General features: G+C 37.9%; 18 protein-coding genes. 7 read left to right on the forward strand and 11 right to left on the reverse strand.

Features of this window, described 5'->3' with window-relative positions; translation table 11 throughout:
- The first annotated feature begins 9 nt into the window (after nucleotides 1-9).
- Entirely contained in the window at nucleotides 10-1,188 is a 1,179-nt protein-coding gene (locus ACO05G_RS02310; RefSeq protein WP_421764500.1) for a proline dehydrogenase family protein, read from the forward strand.
- Between the two features lie 36 nt (nucleotides 1,189-1,224).
- Nucleotides 1,225-2,943: a lysine--tRNA ligase gene (lysS, locus tag ACO05G_RS02315; protein ID WP_421764501.1), complete on the forward strand. Its 1,719-nt coding sequence runs from the start codon at nucleotides 1,225-1,227 to the stop codon at nucleotides 2,941-2,943.
- A gap of 22 nt (nucleotides 2,944-2,965) precedes the next feature.
- Here the strand turns inward: lysS and ACO05G_RS02320 are convergent, their stop codons facing one another.
- Both ACO05G_RS02320 and ACO05G_RS02325 read right to left on the reverse strand, forming a co-directional pair.
- Nucleotides 2,966-3,397, reverse strand: coding sequence for a DUF1801 domain-containing protein (locus ACO05G_RS02320; protein ID WP_421764502.1), 432 nt, complete (start codon nucleotides 3,395-3,397; stop codon nucleotides 2,966-2,968).
- Between the two features lie 91 nt (nucleotides 3,398-3,488).
- Nucleotides 3,489-3,857: a SnoaL-like domain-containing protein gene (locus tag ACO05G_RS02325; RefSeq protein ID WP_421764503.1), complete on the reverse strand. Its 369-nt coding sequence runs from the start codon at nucleotides 3,855-3,857 to the stop codon at nucleotides 3,489-3,491.
- Nucleotides 3,858-3,979: 122 nt separating this feature from the next.
- Here ACO05G_RS02325 and ACO05G_RS02330 point away from each other — a divergent pair, with 122 nt between their 5' ends.
- Nucleotides 3,980-4,864, forward strand: a complete 885-nt coding sequence (locus tag ACO05G_RS02330; protein WP_421764504.1) for a DUF6268 family outer membrane beta-barrel protein — start codon at nucleotides 3,980-3,982, stop codon at nucleotides 4,862-4,864.
- On the opposite strand, the gene ACO05G_RS02335 is transcribed toward ACO05G_RS02330, so the two are convergent.
- The 3 genes from ACO05G_RS02335 to ACO05G_RS02345 form a co-directional block, all read right to left on the reverse strand.
- Nucleotides 4,861-6,000: a lycopene cyclase family protein gene (locus ACO05G_RS02335; RefSeq protein WP_421764505.1), complete on the reverse strand. Its 1,140-nt coding sequence runs from the start codon at nucleotides 5,998-6,000 to the stop codon at nucleotides 4,861-4,863. The genes ACO05G_RS02330 and ACO05G_RS02335 overlap by 4 nt on opposite strands.
- Nucleotides 6,001-6,072: 72 nt before the next feature.
- Nucleotides 6,073-6,318, reverse strand: a complete 246-nt coding sequence (locus tag ACO05G_RS02340) for a hypothetical protein (protein ID WP_421764506.1) — start codon at nucleotides 6,316-6,318, stop codon at nucleotides 6,073-6,075.
- Between the two features lie 5 nt (nucleotides 6,319-6,323).
- A complete protein-coding gene (locus ACO05G_RS02345; protein WP_421764507.1) occupies nucleotides 6,324-8,723 on the reverse strand; it encodes a TonB-dependent receptor in 2,400 nt (799 codons plus the stop codon).
- A gap of 246 nt (nucleotides 8,724-8,969) precedes the next feature.
- On the opposite strand from ACO05G_RS02345, the gene ACO05G_RS02350 reads away from it, so the two are divergent.
- From ACO05G_RS02350 to ACO05G_RS02365, 4 genes are all read left to right on the forward strand, one after another.
- Entirely contained in the window at nucleotides 8,970-10,007 is a 1,038-nt protein-coding gene (locus tag ACO05G_RS02350; protein WP_421764508.1) for a sensor histidine kinase, read from the forward strand.
- A 1-nt stretch (nucleotide 10,008) separates the two neighbouring features.
- A complete protein-coding gene (locus ACO05G_RS02355; protein WP_421764509.1) occupies nucleotides 10,009-10,770 on the forward strand; it encodes a LytR/AlgR family response regulator transcription factor in 762 nt (253 codons plus the stop codon).
- A gap of 26 nt (nucleotides 10,771-10,796) precedes the next feature.
- Nucleotides 10,797-11,531 carry a DUF3667 domain-containing protein gene (locus tag ACO05G_RS02360; RefSeq protein WP_421764510.1) on the forward strand — a complete coding sequence of 245 codons (735 nt, stop codon included), beginning with the start codon at nucleotides 10,797-10,799 and terminating at the stop codon, nucleotides 11,529-11,531.
- A 110-nt stretch (nucleotides 11,532-11,641) separates the two neighbouring features.
- Nucleotides 11,642-12,040: a DUF4174 domain-containing protein gene (locus tag ACO05G_RS02365; protein WP_421764511.1), complete on the forward strand. Its 399-nt coding sequence runs from the start codon at nucleotides 11,642-11,644 to the stop codon at nucleotides 12,038-12,040.
- Nucleotides 12,041-12,063: 23 nt separating this feature from the next.
- On the opposite strand, the gene ACO05G_RS02370 is transcribed toward ACO05G_RS02365, so the two are convergent.
- The 6 genes from ACO05G_RS02370 to ACO05G_RS02395 form a co-directional block, all read right to left on the reverse strand.
- Nucleotides 12,064-12,810 (reverse strand): LytR/AlgR family response regulator transcription factor, encoded by a 747-nt coding sequence (locus tag ACO05G_RS02370; protein ID WP_421764512.1) that lies wholly within the window; start codon nucleotides 12,808-12,810, stop codon nucleotides 12,064-12,066.
- Nucleotides 12,807-13,829: a sensor histidine kinase gene (locus ACO05G_RS02375; protein WP_421764513.1), complete on the reverse strand. Its 1,023-nt coding sequence runs from the start codon at nucleotides 13,827-13,829 to the stop codon at nucleotides 12,807-12,809. The genes ACO05G_RS02370 and ACO05G_RS02375 overlap by 4 nt, the downstream gene beginning before the upstream one ends.
- Nucleotides 13,830-13,838: 9 nt before the next feature.
- Nucleotides 13,839-14,252 (reverse strand): hypothetical protein, encoded by a 414-nt coding sequence (locus ACO05G_RS02380; RefSeq protein WP_421764514.1) that lies wholly within the window; start codon nucleotides 14,250-14,252, stop codon nucleotides 13,839-13,841.
- 128 nt (nucleotides 14,253-14,380) lie between these two features.
- Nucleotides 14,381-15,817, reverse strand: coding sequence for a S41 family peptidase (locus ACO05G_RS02385; protein WP_421764515.1), 1,437 nt, complete (start codon nucleotides 15,815-15,817; stop codon nucleotides 14,381-14,383).
- Nucleotides 15,817-16,332 carry a hypothetical protein gene (locus ACO05G_RS02390; RefSeq protein ID WP_421764516.1) on the reverse strand — a complete coding sequence of 172 codons (516 nt, stop codon included), beginning with the start codon at nucleotides 16,330-16,332 and terminating at the stop codon, nucleotides 15,817-15,819. Before ACO05G_RS02390 ends, ACO05G_RS02385 begins: the two co-directional genes overlap by 1 nt.
- A 65-nt stretch (nucleotides 16,333-16,397) precedes the next feature.
- Nucleotides 16,398-17,483: a helix-turn-helix domain-containing protein gene (locus tag ACO05G_RS02395; protein WP_421764517.1), complete on the reverse strand. Its 1,086-nt coding sequence runs from the start codon at nucleotides 17,481-17,483 to the stop codon at nucleotides 16,398-16,400.
- Nucleotides 17,484-17,526: the final 43 nt, after the last annotated feature.

Below are 17,526 nucleotides of genomic sequence, written 5' to 3' on the forward strand. Positions count from 1 at the left end.
TTCAAAAATATGCAATCAGAGCCAATCAATTTTGATGATACTGCTACGGCGTTTGCACACCGTACTTCAGGAGAACTCAAAAATTCTCATTTTGTGTTTTCAACAATGAGTAAACCCTGGATGGTGAAGGTAGGTACTGTGATGACAAATCTGGCATTGAAAATAAAATTGCCGGTAAAAGGAATCATCAAAAAAACCCTATTTAACCAATTCTGTGGTGGGGAGTCAATTAAGGATTGTTCCAAAACCATCAAACTATTAGGAGATCACAATGTGCAGACTATCCTTGACTATTCTGTGGAAGGGTTGAAGAATGAAGATGGCTATAATAACACAAAGGAGGAGGCACTAAGAGTTGTTGAATTTGCAGCCACCAATGATCACATTCCATTTTGTGTATTGAAACTTTCAGGTTTGGGATCCACAGATCTAATGACCAAAGCACAATCCAAGGAAAAACTTACAGAAATAGAGAAGACAAAGCTGTATTATGCGGAACAACGAGTGGATGAAATTGTAAAAAAAGCCAGCAGTAAAGGACTTATGGTAATGATTGATGCTGAGGAGTCCTGGTTTCAAAGCTTTATTGATGGGGTAGCCTATCGGATGATGGAAAAGTATAATCGAGAGCGACCTGTGGTATATAATACCTATCAGATGTATCGTCATGATATGCTGGATCGTCTAAAGCGAGCACAGATTCAGGCTGAGGTCGATGGTTATTATTTGGGAGCAAAGTTGGTTCGAGGGGCATATATGGAGAAAGAGCGTGATCGAGCAGAGGAGATGGGATATGCTTCCCCTATACATGAAACTAAAGAGGTCGTTGACAAAGATTATGATGAGTCATTGAAGTTCTGCATGAAGCATATTGACAGGATGGGAATTTGTGCAGGAACCCATAATGAAAAATCAAGCAATCTGCTCGCACAACTAATGGCTGATCAGGAAATATCCAATAAGGATAATCGAATCTTTTTCGCACAGTTATTAGGCATGAGCGACAATATTTCATTCAAACTGGCGGATATGGGTTATAATGTAGCTAAGTATGTTCCTTATGGGCCAGTTGAAAAAGTGCTTCCATACCTCTTTAGGAGAGCTGAAGAAAATACTTCGATTGCAGGTCAAAGTGGAAGAGAATATACATTGGTAAAAAGAGAATTAAGGCGTAGAAAGTCGGCATAAGAAAACATTTTAAAAAAGAAGAATACGAGCAAGAAAATGCAGTTAAGCGAACAAGAAATCCAAAGAAGAAAATCTCGTGAAGAATTGATGGCTATGGGGATAGATCCATATCCAGCCGAATCCTTTGATGTCAGTGTGACTGCTAAACACATCAAGAAAAATTTTGATAAAAGACCTGGTGACTATACAAACATTTCTATTGCAGGGAGGCTTATGAGCAGACGAATCATGGGATCTGCATCTTTCGCAGAAATCCAGGATTCCAGTGGAAGAATTCAGATCTATATCCGAAGAGACGATATCTGTGAAGGAGAAGATAAGACACTCTACAATGAAGTCTTTAAAAAGAAGATGGATATTGGAGATATCATTGGCATTAAAGGGTATGTGTTTAAAACAGAGGTAGGGGAGATTTCCATCCATGTGACAGGTCTAAAAATGCTTACAAAATCACTTCGCCCCCTTCCAATAGTGAAAGAGACGACTGATGATGATGGAAACAAGAAAACCTACGATGCTTTCAAAGATCCTGAACAGCGGTATCGTCAGCGTTACCTTGATTTGATCGTTAATCCTGAGATCAGAGATACGTTTGTTCAGCGAACAAAACTGGTAAATTCAATTAGGGAGTATCTGGCAGGAAAGGGATATCTGGAGGTAGAAACGCCTATCCTCCAGCCATTGTATGGCGGGGCTGCTGCACGTCCATTCAAGACGCATCATAATACGCTCGATATGACACTTTATTTGCGTATCGCCAATGAGCTTTATCTAAAACGCCTCATCGTAGGAGGATATGATGGAGTTTTTGAGTTTGCCAAGGATTTTCGAAATGAAGGGATGAGCCGTTTTCATAATCCAGAGTTTACGCAAGTAGAACTTTATGTAGCCTACAAAGATTACAACTGGATGATGGATACGATGGAGGAGATGATAGAAAAGGTGGCTATGGATCTTCACGGTGATACCAAAGTGCAAGTGGGAGAAAACGTAATTGACTTTCAACGTCCATGGAAACGTTTCACCATGTTTGAAGCCATTGAGCACTTCACTAGTATTGATATCTCCGAAATGAATGAGGAGGAATTGAGAGCTACAGCCAAGAAGTTAGAAGTGCCTTTGGACGACACTATGGCTAAAGGTAAAATCATTGATGAAATTTTTGGAGAGAAGTGTGAGCCCCTATTAATTCAACCAACCTTCATCACTGATTACCCGGTTGAGATGTCTCCATTAACCAAGAAACACCGATCCAAAGAAGGGCTGGTAGAACGCTTTGAAGCGATCTGTAATGGAAAAGAGATCATGAACTCATATTCCGAGTTGAATGACCCGGTAGATCAGCGTGAGCGATTTGAAGAGCAGATAGAGCTAGGTAAACGAGGAGATGATGAAGCCATGACACTTGATGAAGATTTCCTTCGTGCGCTGGAATTTGGTATGCCACCAACGGCAGGGGTTGGTTTGGGAATTGATCGATTGTCTATGATCATGACCAACTCGAATTCCATTCAGGATGTATTGTTCTTCCCGCAGATGCGACCAGAAGTGAAATCGAAAGCTGTAGAGCTTGAAGGTGATGAAAAGGCTGTATTCGAAATGCTGGAGAAAGAAGGGAAGATGGACTTGAATAGACTAAAAGAGCAGTCAGGGTTGTCAAATAAAAAGTGGGATAAAGCCATGAAAAAGCTTACTCAAGGTGGTTTTGCTAAGGTTGAAAAAACGGATGAAGGGTTGTTTGTGGAGACAAGTTAACTTTCTCTCAATGCTGAAAGGCTCATTTACCAATTCCTAAAAGGGGTAAATGCTTTACCGTATGATAAGTCAAGGCGGCTTTGATGCATTGCTTCAATTCCTTTACAGGTACCTCATCATCCAATTTGAATGCAATGGCACGGGTTGTCTCGTAATTAAACAAGTCACCATAGGCGAGTTGAAAAGAAGGTACCAGTTTACTCGTGCATTTAAAATACATCGCGTACTGATCGGGTTTTTTCTCTTTCCAGTCAATACGAATAGTGCTGCCGTGTTTGGTGAGATAGCTAGGCTCTCCCCATTTCAGCGTTTCTTCAAGATCGGTAATGCCGATCTCCAGAGCTGTTTCAAGAATAAGCTTTCTAAGGTTTGAAATTTTATCTCTTACCTGAGTGGGATAGTTGTAAAAAACTTTTTGTACCTCAGGATTAATTAAACGTTCTGTTGAGCCCATTGTGTTACCAAATATACGTTTGCATAAAAATAAAAAAACCGCCTTCTCTGGCGGCTTTGATCTTAGGATTCTATTCGTGTAATTATTTAACCTATGACATAGGTGTATAGAAAAATTGTTCTAAAACTACCTTTCCATCTTTGACTTTATAGACGGCAACCTCATCCATGTCTATTTTATTTGGACTACCCTTAAACTGTACTTTAGATTTCATGGAGCATGCAAAGTGATCTCCAGCTACAATTGGATCAGAGATTTCTCCACCTTCAAATATCTCTACCATTTCTTCCCATTTTTTTGCTTTCTCAGCTAACCCATCCATTCCTTTTGAGGTCTCCCAACCGTCAGGCCTTGGTTCTTTACTCTCTATTTCATTTGAGAAAAGTTCTTGATAAACCTGTTCGAATTTTCCTTCTCTACAAAGTTTTACTAGTTGATCTGCTACTTGTTGTGTTGTCATGTTTGCTCGAATTTATTGTTAGAACATGAGACAAAGAAATTAGTTAGAGTGTCAACCCTATGTCACTGCGTTTAGTCGAAATAAAAAAAATGTTCACATCCAGTGTAGGAAATTTGTCGATCTTGGCGAATTCAATGCGTGTGCTGATTTATATTTTTACTTTTTTGGCGTTCAGTTGCTGCTTTTGCCAATACCTGGATATCGCTAAGCTAGAGTATACCTACGTCCCTGGAAATAATTCAAATTTTGAGTATCAGCGTCAAAGGGCCTTATTTAACATACCCATTAAGCTAAAGGAGAAATCGTACTTTTTTGTAGGACTTGATTACAGCAGTATACAGTTCAAGTATAAAGAAGATCAGGACTCCTACGATAAATCGGATGCCGAACGTTTTAAGTCCCTTGATTTGCCACTTACTTATACCCAACAATTAAACGAAGATTGGATTTTTGGGGCTCAAATAGCACCAGCTTTTACCAGCAATCTGGCAGACGGATTGCAAAATGAGGATTTTTTGGTTTCAGGAATAATCGTGTTTGTTAAGGATAAGAAAAATTCAGAGAAGGTAAGAAAGCCATTTAGAATTATCACGGGATTGTATTACAATACCAATTCAAGATTTCCGGCACCCATTCCTTTCATAAGTTACTATCGAAAGTTTCATCCCAAATGGTCGTATACCATAGGTGCCCCGTATTCAAATTTACAATATCATCTGAGCGAGAAGCATCGATTCAAAGCCTATGCGGAAGGAGATGGATTCAATACTAGTTTGCAGAACGGAGTAGTGATAAATGATAATCTTATGGCAAATCGATTGCGTATGTTTTTGATTCTCATCGGATTTAGATACGAATATAATATTGCCAAGCATGTGGAGTCTTATCTTATCGTTACCAGGTCCGTATTCTCTGATGTTCAGCTAAGGGATGGAAGGGAAGATGTGTTTGTTCCCAAACTGGATGATGTGATGCTTTACAGAATTGGTGTAAGATGTAAAATTTAACGCCAGAAAGTGGTCAGAAATGCTTTCCAAAATTGAGGTCTGTTCAACGAGAACATCACTCTGAAATCCTCAAAAATGCTACTTTCTTCATCCAGGAATCGAAAAACTGATTGAATCTCCGGTTTTGTGTAGAGTTTTGTGAAAATATCTTCACCTAAATCATTTCTCTTACTTAAGACATTTAGAAATATTGAATCGTAACTGCGAAACCTTGAGTTAGCTATGCCTTTTTCTGGTCGTTTACCATTTTTGATGTTTTCCACAGTCATGGTAGAATATCGATCAGCATTTTTAAATGAGTAACCAGACGAGGGACGCACCCATCCACCAGCAGTACCAATCTTCGTAGCATACTTGGAGTGGTGCTTGTGAAAAGGATAATCCGACATGGGTATCATACCTTGCTCTACTTCTTCAATTGTATAGTTCTTGACTTGCAAATACGAGTCTATGTATTCCCTTAGGTACATATCATATTCTACATCTGGCAATAGTCGATCGTTGAACAATGTGAACTCAACCAGTGCAGTGTTGGACGAAATGGGTAATACATAAGTAAAGCTGGTACTGTCTTTCCATTTTAAACGGTAATCCATCATGGTAAAGACGTCAGGATTAAAAGCGGCAGTTTCAGTTCGTATAAACCAACCTTTGAAATGTTGGATCAATGAGTGATACCTGTCTTTCTTTTCCTGAAATTCACCAGAAATGCGACTGTCAAAAATGTGATTGGCTGAATAGGTTCCACCTGAGCCAATAATCTGCTGATCATTTAGGTCTAATATTTCATCCTCAACCCAGTCAATATCCTTTGACTTGGCGATTTCAGCTTTCGCATAAGCATAAAAATCTGCAGATCGAACCATCTTATACCTATAGGGCTCCAGGTCGAATGAAATGGTTTCAGTCTTATTATGAAAAAGGCCTGTTTGCCATGTTTGAGTTGCCAACTGATCCCAAATTGTTTCACCTTTTTCCCAAAAACACCACGTTCGATCATTGGCTGTTTTTTTGTCTTTATCAATAAGTAGAATACGCTTCTCATTGAAAAAATCATCTTTGATCATTTTCAAAACAAGCTGAAGTCCCGCGGCTCCAACACCCACAATTGCATAGTCATATTTGGTTTGATCCATCCCTGCCCTAAATATAAGTAGCCCTGCGAAAGCGAGGCTACTACCACCCAAATTCATTGACCTAAGTTTTGGCTAATGATTTAATTCTGAGCACTCATAGCCGATCTTTTCTAAAATGACTGCAATGTTTTGACAGGAAAGCATGTATGATTCTATTTTTAGGACGTGCTCCCAGTCATCTAGATCCACTGTCCATCGTTGGATACACTTTAGTTGACTGAATGCCTGGTCAATTTTTTCAACATCGGATGTAGTTCTGATATTACTTTTTAGAATAAGCACATTTAGCTCTTGCTTTGGTCTGGTGAGTGTTTTCATTTTATTTAAAATTGAATTCGATACATAACGTCTGGAAAGAATCCGATCTGCTCAACCACATTTATCTGGTCTGTTACGTCATTGTATCTTCTAACAAATTCATTTTTTCTATTGGTGAGATTTTGAAAATCTACGAAAAACTGATGCGATACCTTTTTTCTGTTTAGCCTCACGCCAAACTTTGCATCCCATCGAAAATACTGACCGTATCTTTCGCTATATGCAATACTTTCTTGCCGTACCTCCCTGCCCAGGTTAGCGCGCGTAGCATCTAAGTCAAGTGGGGTAAAAGGACGCCCACCTGAGGTTGTCATCTTGGTGTCAAAAGTCCACGCATTTTGGCCATTTGATCCAAACTTCCACTCCTTTCCAAAAAGTATGTTGAGCACATAGTTGTTGTTAAATACAGTATTTCGTTGAATCTCATCACTTCCCTCATATTGAGATTCAAATAAGGAGGTCGTCAGGAGCACATAATAGTTCCGGCTAAAGAATTTTTCCAGCGTAATTTCTGTACCATAGTTAAAGCCGGTTCCATCGCTTACTAATGATCCCTTTTCTTCAAAGATGAAATCATTTCCTTCGTTCAGAACTGAATAACTTGAAGGATTACGCTCCACAGGAACGTCATAAATGCTTTGATAATAAACCTCTGTTTTCAGACGCCAGTCGGTTCCTAAATTTCTATCCATTCCCAAAACAAGGTGATGGGCCCTGATAAATTCCAAACCTTGATTTGTTCGCATGGTATTTCCTGGTGATACTTCTTCCTGAAAAAATAGCACAGGCGAAGGAATTGCTTGTCCATGTAAACCATATGCCAGACTCCAGCGTTGGACTGGTGTTTGTTGCCAACTAATCGCTGCACGAGGCTCTAAAATAAACTCATCCATGAATTCATGATATTGGCTATGCAAACCGAATGTGGTAGAGAGTTCATCTGTTAGCTTGTATTCCGCTTGACCGTACACTTGCAATAGGTTGTACTTCTCATTCACATTGGTATTTGTCAGAAAATAGTCTGGAATTCCGTCATTATCGTTATCCGGAATTGATGCGCGATCATCACGGTCCTCAACAAATAGGTTGAGGTCATAGGTTTCGTTTAAGAACCCAGTCCTTAAACTCCACCTGGCATTGAACTTAGTATTCAGTGTAGAGGTAACTGTATAACGGTTTTCTCTATTTCGTACGTTTATGGCTCTGTATTTCCCAATGAATTGACCATTTTCATCAAGCATTCTATTGTCTTGGAGGTATTCGTTGAAATTAGTTGAAGCACCAAAAGAGGTTTTGAGATAGGTGTTTTGCCCCATCCTGATAGTGTGAGTCAGCCCGATTAATCCGAGTTCGTTTTGTACAAAAGCGTCTTGTTCCGGATCTGCAAAAAGGTCTGTTTCATCAATATTTTCCCCTAAAAAGTCAATACTACTTTTACCCCCTAAGCCAAAGATTTCAAGCCTGCCGATTTTACTATCACCCAAATTTGCCTTGAAGGAGACGTCCTGATAGAATGGAATCGCTGATGTGCCGGTGGCAGCCAGACTTGCTATACCGTAACGATAAGAGGTCACAAAGGACGAATTGTTTTTTTTGCTAATAGGTCCTTCTGCCATAAATTCTAATCCGCTGAAGGCGGACATTTGGCCTGTAAATTCATACTTATCTGTATTGCCGTTTCTAAAGAACACATCAAAAACTGCAGCGTTTGCATTGCCATATTCCGCTGGAAAAGCTCCCGTTAGAAAATCGGATGTTCGCAATAGGTTTGTATTGAGTGCATTTACGGGCCCCCCAGTTGTCCCTTGTGTAGCGAAGTGATTGGTAGTTGCTATCGGAATTCCTTCAATCCTCCATAGCAGCCCAATAGGTGAGTTTCCCCTGACTACAATATCGTTGCGGGCATCATTCGTAGCATTTACCCCGGCAAACGAGGTGGCGAGTTTGGCCACATCGTTCCTTCCACCAGAGAAGCGAGTCACTTCTTCTAGACTGAACGTTCTTGCGCTCACCTTAGCAAGATCATTAATTGGTAGATCCTTGTCTGAATCAGCTGTAACTACAACTTCCTGTAATTTTTCTACGGACTCTTCCAGAAGTATCCTAAGAATTACTTCTTTCCCGGAAGTCACCAATACATTGGGTAAGGAAATGCTCTTATAGCCAATGTAGGTTACAGCAAAGGTCTGTCGTCCGACTGGGACATTTTCGATTCTGAATTCACCATTTACATCCGCAATCGCCCCTTTGATTGGATCTGATCCAACCAGCTGGATGGTGGCGCCAATTAATGGATATTCTACCTGAGCGTCTAAAATGATTCCTTTTACCGTCTGATCCTGCGCCATACTTGCAAGTGAGACCAGTATTCCCAGGATGATAATGATAGCTTTCGAATTTTTCATTGTATCTAAGTATTGATTTTCGAGGCTAACCTATTGGAGAGGCCAATGGTATGAAACGTAAATCACATTCAGTCAACTCGTAATTGATCTGAAACGTAATTTTTACAGGTTGAAATTGCATATTAGGTCATTGAGCACGCTTTTAGATTTCGGTATTCCATTTTCCGGTTTCATCGCTTTATTTCTGGTGTTCATTCGTAAAGGATCAAAATATCTGGAATGCCTTGTCTTATATTTAATGAAATTATGAAAATAGGAGAGCTACATATTCGGTGGGTAGGTATTCTAATAGTATCTGCCCTGGCGATGATCAATGATGGAGAGGGTCATATGTCTGATAAGCCTATATGGTTTCATTATTTTGTGTCGTTATGCTTCACAGCGGTCTATTGGAATGGAGCTTGCTCAATTATTTTTTTTCTTAGGAAAAAATTTCCTGAAATTGATAGAACGAAGAGAAGAGTACTTTTATCGGCAGCTTTTATCATTGTTTGGATGACAGTCGGCGGGATACCTCTAAAGATTATTTTCAACTTTGTTGAGGTAAAGGATTTGTTATCATTAACTGAACATGTTCGCTATTTGCCATTCAACTTCATTGTGGCTTCAGTTGTATCACTTTCCTATGAAGCTTTTTACTTCTTTGAAAAATGGAAGGAACAATTCACCTTAAACCAACAGCTGAAAAATCAACAAATCCGTACTCAATATGAGGTTTTGCAAAACCAGATGAGTCCTCATTTTCTATTTAATAGCCTTAATACACTTACAACAATTATCCCTGAAAATGCCGATGTGGCTATATCATTTACTGAGCGGCTTTCCGAAGTTTACCGATACATCCTGCAAAATAAAGATCGGGAGCTAGTCAGTTTGAAAGAGGAGATTGATTTTGTGAAATCCTACCTTTTTCTTTTGCGGATGCGGTATCCTGATAATTTAACAGTTGATTTTAAGATCGATGATAGGTACCTCGGTTTGACAATACCGCCACTTACATTACAAATGCTTGCAGAGAATGCAATTAAGCATAATGTGGTTTCCAAGGCTAAACCATTGCATATTGACATCTACATTGAAAATGGAAGGTCAGTTGTGGTAAGGAATAACTTGCAAAAAAAGAATTCTCTTGACAGGTCGACTAAAACAGGTCTTGAAAACATCCGAAAACGATATCGTATTCTAGGACAAAAGGAAATTGATGTAATTACCAGTGCTAGTAATTTTATAGTTGCGGTTCCTCTCATTGATTTGTTGGAAGAGAGGGACCTAAAATTTACCTGAAATGAAAGTACTGATTGTAGAGGATGAAGCGCCGGCGTTTAGAAGATTAGAGAAAATTCTCTTGGAAATCGACCAGTCGATAGAAATCTTGGAAGTGCTTGATAGTGTGGAGGATACTGTAAAATGGGTAAAAAACCACGAGCAACCAGATCTTGCTTTATTTGACATTCAAATTAGTGATGGTATCAGTTTCCAGATTTTTGATCAGGTTGAAATTAAGTGCCCGGTCATTTTCACAACGGCATTTGATGAATATCTACTTAAAGCTTTTAAAGTAAATAGCATCGATTATTTACTAAAGCCGATAAAAAAGGAGGATTTGGAAGGGGCATTAGAAAAGTATCGGAACCTGCGAGTAAATTTTAGTCAAAATGGAATAGACATGTCTGCACTATTAAGTCAGATTAGTTTTACAGACACAAAGTACAAATCTCGCTTCCTGGTTAAACAGGGGGATAAAATGCTTGCTATTAGGACTGATGATATTGTTTGTTTTCAAAGCAAGCATGGAGTCGTTCACATCAATACCAAGAATGAAAAAACATACTTATCAGACTTCACATTGGATGACCTGATAAATCAACTTGACCCTCGCCTTTTTTACCGCGCAAATCGCCAATTTATTGTTAATGCTGATTATATCTCCACTATTCACAAACATTTCAAAGGCAAGCTCCTGATCGAACTGATTCACTTTTCTGATGAGCAAATTCTGGTAAGTAGTGAAAAAGCAACTTCGCTTAAACAATGGCTTGATCAATAGCATTTGTACTACTATATTCACGGCGTATGAAGTATCCAATAGAGGTAAATGAGAAGCGCACGATCAACAGGATTACACTTAAGCAATCTTTTCTGGATTTGCTCAATGCATTCAATGTTGAAAGAGGTCTTATTTATACGCTAAAGTTATTGTTTGTACACCCTGGTAAAATCGTCAGGCTATACTTGGCAGAGGGACGCTACAAAATAGTGAATGCATTCAGATTGCTCATTCTTTCAACTGCCTTGAGCGTTTTTGTCATGTATCTATCAGGTGTAGATGATTTTCTATTGGAATTTGAAAAAGGATTTAATGAAGGATTTAGAGACACCCAGCAGGGAGATTCTGAATATATTGGAGGTTTGATGCAGAAAATATTCTTTGATCAATACAATCTTTTCCTATGGATAGCTATTCCCATTTATGGAATATTCGCATACTTGATTTTTAAAATCAAACAATATAATTATGCGGAGCATCTGGTTATCCAAAGCTTCTACATATGTGGTTTAAATGTAATAGCGATTGTCATTTTTCCGCTGCATCATATTATGGGTCAAGACCCTATGTTCTACTCAGCATTTTTTCTTTCTTTAATTTATTTTTTCTACTTCACTATAAAGGTGTTTGAGACGAAGAAATTTGGAGCTATTATGAAAACTGTTTTACTGTTTTTTGTAAGTAATTTTTTTTACTTCTTAGTTCTGTTTTTCATACTTGGAATCTTTGTTGGGTATGAAATGGCAGCCGCCAAAGGATAGGTTGAGTATTTCTTGAAAAGAATCGGAATATCCTTCAATCAAAATAGCTGGTTGGCAGTTATATAGATGTGTCAATTCTATTACTCATCATATCTTTAATACAAACCAGTATGAATCCGATTGAATCGCATAAGTGGGAAAAAAGAGTATTAATCTTTTCATCATCATCGCCTACCAATGTTGGTTATAAACGACAAGAACAGATGCTGTCAAAAGGAAAAAAGGGGATGAAAGAGCGAGACTTAATCATATATAAATTGTACGATGAGCACTGGCTGGGTCCAAAAAATAAAAAGATTTCGAAAAAGGAGGCTGACGCCATTCGCAAAGCATATGATATCCCAGAGGGAACGTTTACTGTTACACTTATTGGAAAAGATGGAACAATAAAATTGCAAAAAGATGATATCGTATCGCCTCGTGAAATCTTCGGTTTAATTGATAGCATGCCTATGCGAAAGCAAGAAATGAATTCCAATCATTCAACTGATAAGAAGGGCAAACTATAATGTAAAATATTTAAGGTTAATGACTATCGATCCAGCCAATCTTTAAATCCTCGAACCTTCTCTCTACTGACAATCACATACTCAGAGTAAGTTGGATTAAGAGAGAGAATCAATCGATTATTAAAATAGGAGTCTATTGATGTAATTTGCTCATCACAAACAATCATGTGTCGATTGATTCTGAAAAATTGATCAGGATCAACCATTTTCTGTATTTCATCCAGCGAATGATCGGCGATCGTCGATTCTCCTGAACGTGTTTTGATAAATGTGGTACTTGATTCACTGTAGAAATAGGCAATTTCGTCTACCGGGATTGATTGATACTTCAACCCGATTTTGACAAGAAATTTTTTCTTAAACGGAGATTTAAAACTTGATTTCAAGGAGCCAATCATGCTATCCAAATCGTTGTGACCTCTAACCTTTTTTATTTTTTCTATCGCCTGAACTAACTCATCAGATTTAATAGGTTTTAGGAGGTAATCGACACTGTTGTATTTAAAAACCTCAAGCACATATTTATCGAACGCAGTAGTAAAAATGACTTGTGGATACGATTCAAGTGAATCAAGTAGATCAAATCCTGTTCCATCGCCAAGTTGAATATCCAGAAAAAAAAGATCGGGACACTCATTCTCTTTGAGCCATTTCAAGGCGGAATTCACCGAGTAAAAGATGGATTTAATCTCTACTGCTGTGTGCTGCTCAACCATTTTCTGCAAGCGATGGGCAGATAGCTCTTCATCTTCTATGATAATAGCCTTCATATGTGCTTTAATGGTAATCGTACTTGAAAAATCTGCTCATTATCCAAAATTTCTAACGCCCTGCCAGCAGAAAGTAAGAGCCTTTTAGATAAGTTTTGTAAGCCGATTCTGGTACTTTCTGTCAAATGCTCTTTCTTTCGCTTTTCATTTTCCACTACAATAGCTTGTTCCCCATCATTTTTGATAATAATATTTAATGGTTCTTCCATAGAAAAGGAATTGTGCTTAACAGCATTTTCAATCAATACCTGAATAGACATGGGAGGGATTAGGATTTTCTTGGAAGGCAAATGCAAATGCTTGTGAATATTGATCGCTGATCTATGTCTCATGGATAATAAGAAGATATAGCTATCAATGAATGTAAGCTCTTCTTCGAGTGTGACCAGTGTTTTTTCATCATTTTCCAAAATATATCGGTACATGTCAGATAGCTTGGAAATGAATTTAATAGCTGTTTTTGAATCGTCTTCTACGAGTGAGGATAGCACACTGAAACTATTAAATAAGAAATGCGGATTTACCTGATTTTTTAGACTCTCAAGTTTTGCCGCAGCTAGTTCTTTTTGAATTTGTTCTTTTTCGCGTGCACTTTTAATAGCGGAACGGACATACAGGATAATGATTTCATAAGCTATGACTAAAAGCGAAATAACAAATCCCTGTGCACTATTAAGAAGAAAAGTACCACCATGTTGAGGTTCAGAGCAACATCCCACACTGGCTAATATGTGTTCATATACATACGTAAAAAGAAGGACCAAAGGGATTGCAAGGAGTGTTGCCTTAGTGGAGATGGCATACAGGCCTCTATTAGAAATAAAGCCCGCTTTATCTTTAGCTGAGGTGATAAAACGAGCTACTATTTCCCATAGTGCTAAAATGACAACAATTGTATAAAAAAAGGATATCGCAGTATTGGTATCCCAATGAAGGAATTTATCCCACGTAGCTTCTCTTGTCAGCTTGAAAAAAAAGAAGACAAAGACTGCAATTGTTAATCTATATCCGTATTTCATTCAATAAAGTTACTCTCCATCTTCGGATGCCACAGCTTTTGCAGGCATAACATTGAAAGATAGTGTCGTACCTGTCACCTGGTGAGAGCTATTGCTCCTGGATGAAACAGTGACTGTATACGCTCCCGGAACTACACTTTCTGCATTTACTTTTACTGTAAAGTGATCCGCATTTTCCATATCAGTAGTTACATCAAAAGTAAGACCCGAACTACTCAATAACTTAGGAGCTGAAAATTTGGTTCTTTTAGCTAATCTTGATCTAACAATCCATAAATCAAATGTTTTATCATCACCCTCTTCAAGTGTAATGGTGTATTCTTTAGCGTAAATTTTGGCTCCCTTTTTAGGAGCTTCGAAATCCTGGCCCACTGCTAGTGTGCCTAGTAAAAGAAGGGAAAGAAATGCAATGTGCTTTTTCATAGTAGTATCAATTTCATTTATACAAATGACACGATACTAATTGTCTTTAGATAGTGATTTGCATTGAAGAGTATGATGAAATACTTGAACTGTAGTTTTATCTTATTGAATTGTATGGCTTGAAAAAACTATTTGGAGAAGGATTTAATTGCTGTTTCAAGTATCTCATCCTTATCAGAGGTATAGTATTTATAGGATAGGGGTATCTGAATGTCTGGTATCAGCCCTCTGCCAATAAAAGGAGGATGGTCTACTGCTACGTAGTATCTAATTACAGGTAAGTAGTAGTTGATTCTGGAATTTGGGAGCTGTATTCCATACATCATGGCACTATTATTTCCATAGTATCCACCTCCTGTTTCTTCTCCTATGAAAGTAGCTCGATTGTTTGCGTGGAGGATACTTGCTACTTCCGATGCTGCTGAAAATGTCCCTCCGTCTGTAAGTACTACAACATCACCTTCAAATACATTTTTAATTGGCTTTTGCTTCTTTACTTGTTTACTAAAACTATACGTATAAGTCCCGGGCTTATTCTTGTCTTTTTTTAGAAGCTTGCCCATCGTGTTGAACCCCCTCTGCCGGGAATATTGATTATATCGGAATTTTTTAGTGGTAGCTTCCATTCTTAAGTAATAATCAAAAGGTTGTTTAATTAGGTGGCTAGCCAATGTAGCTCCATAGTTATCCTCACCACCACTATTGCCTCTTAGGTCAATAATCAACCTCTCCAGATTTTTCTCATCGATTTTCTTAAACGCTCGCTTCAAGAACTTTTTATATTTCTGATTGTGCTCTTTAATATCCTCTTTATCAAATGATTTGATTTTAAGGTATGCGATCTCATTATCTAGCTCAGAAAAGTAGAGAAAAGGCTCTTTTGACCGGTCTTTTCGTGGGTACCTGTCTATGGAACGTTGATTCGCTTCATCATTGGGTAAGCCTTTTAATTCTACCTCCTTTATTTTGCCCTCTTGCTTCAATTGAAGATTAAAAATGCTATCCATTCCATATTGAACTTGGTAGTATCTGGAGAAATTACCTGCTAAAATTCGAATTTGACGATTTTTAGCATAACCATCGGTCGGGGTATATTGGATAAGTGAGTCAAGTATTTCCTTCGATTTAATCCCATTAATGGAGAGAACTTCCAAACCCGCTGCAAAAGAACTGTCGTTCGATAAGTTATGCATGACGATAATTCGATCTTTTTCTAAGTAAAAGTTGATCGGGATACGATAAGGGCCATTATCAATGTATGATCGCCATTTCCAAGGCATTGACATCCATGAGTGACCACATCTAATTCCTGCATAAAATTTCTGAAGTATTCCGTAGAAATCTTTAAGTTCTAGTTCATGATTGATTGAGCTCTCCACTTTATTAAACCGACGTTTGATTTCCGCAGAGTCTGCATACCAATAAAGACCGGGATGGATCTCTTTTATTGAGTTTTTGAATATGTCAAAATCTTCACGCATCTCTTCTGAAGAGATCGGAAATTGAGCATACAACGTAATCCCAACGAAGTTTAATGTTAGGACGAGAATTAAGCTTTTCATCATTAACTGGTTCTTTTCAATTTGAACTGATTTCTCAGGAAAAAAGACTTGGTGCCCTTATAAAGGACCATTTTAGTAATCCTAAGTTTCGAGTTTTCGAATTTAATTTCTTGCCTCAAAGTTGACGGCCTATTGTTATCAGTGCTTTCCATTTCGAGTAGGAGTGTCCAGCCATATGAACTTTTCTCAAAGTCAGCAATTTGCCACTTCGAATCAAATTCAAATTCAGATTCGTTTAAAAGTTTCATGTTCTCAGTGGAGTAGACAAGCTTACCATTTGGTTCTTTAAACTCAAATTTCAACTTTCCTTTGCCGTTTTTCCAGGTGACAAAAAGTTTCGTATCTAGTGAATATTGGGTTTGATCATCTCCATAATCGACATAAGTTAGTTGGCCTTCCCATGAACCGTTGATCATGGAAAGGTCTTGATTGGAGATATTCTGACCAAAGCATGGGTTGATGAAAATTGGTGCAACTATGGCTGAATAAAGGAATAACTTGAATATTAACTTTTTCATTTTGTTTTTTGATGCTAAGATGAATATGGTTGTAATACGCATCGTCTCAAAATGTAAAATGAGACCTATTGAAAATACTGAGACGGGGTTTTTCCTTTTATCTCTTTGAAAATCCGGTTAAAAGAAGCCTTGGAATTGAACCCGCTCTCAAACGCAATACCCAATAAGGATAAATGCTCATACTTTTTGTTTTGTGCTTTTTGAATAAATTCTTCAACACGATATGAGTTAATCAGCCCTCTAAAAGTTGTACCCCTTTCTGCCAGTGATTTTGAAATGGTGTTTTTTGGGAGCCCAATTTCTTTTGCCAGATAGTCCATGTTCAGTTCAGGATTTTGATAAATCTTTTCTTCATCAAATAGTCTACGCAATGCAATATCAAGAGAAGGGTTAGGTTTATTTTGTTTGGGTATGATTAAGGACTGATTTTGATAGATGTACGCATTTATTCCGATTACAAAACTGACACCTACATCGGCAAGTTTTAGTGGTAAATCCATCCAGGGTGAGTTATAAATATTGAGTTCGTGATAGTAATAAAAGATCCAGCTTGCTATCTCATAGCCGGAATGAATAAATAGGAGTATCAGGAATGAAATGGTAAATGAATTTAACCATTTATAAACCGGCTTTTGCCAGAGGGTTTTTGGTATTTTTCTACGTAGAAGATGTAAAGACTTGAATAAATAGAATAGGCCTAAAACAATGAGAAGTCCTTCTTCTATATATTGAACATAAGGCCTGACGATATTTTGCCAGATGAGACTCTTTTCCTCAACGCTCCTAAACCCGATGGCTAAATATAATCCAACTTGGATAATCGGAATAATGAAATGGAAATAATCAGTTCCTGAAAACTTAAATGAGGGTTCAATTTTGGATCGTACAAAGAAGTAATAAAGAGGGCCTATACTTAGGCTAAAAATAATGGGAAGAAAGTAGAGCTGTTGATTCTGATTCAAAACTCCAGTTACTGCCATCAGTCCATTCAGTGTGGTAGAAGTATAAAGGACTAAAAGAAGTCCCAAAAGTTTATTGGTAAGATTAATTCCTCGTTTTCTGAAAAGAAGAGATACGCCTACTGTAAAACATATTAATAATCCCGCACCGGCAAGAAAAATAATGATCAGATCAATCAGCTGAATCTTCATTTAAGTGCATTTTAATTATCACAAGGATATATTAATAAACCCT

The organism is Ekhidna sp., assembly GCF_965227465.1.
In the GTDB taxonomy this organism is placed as follows: Bacteria; Bacteroidota; Bacteroidia; order Cytophagales; family Cyclobacteriaceae; genus Ekhidna.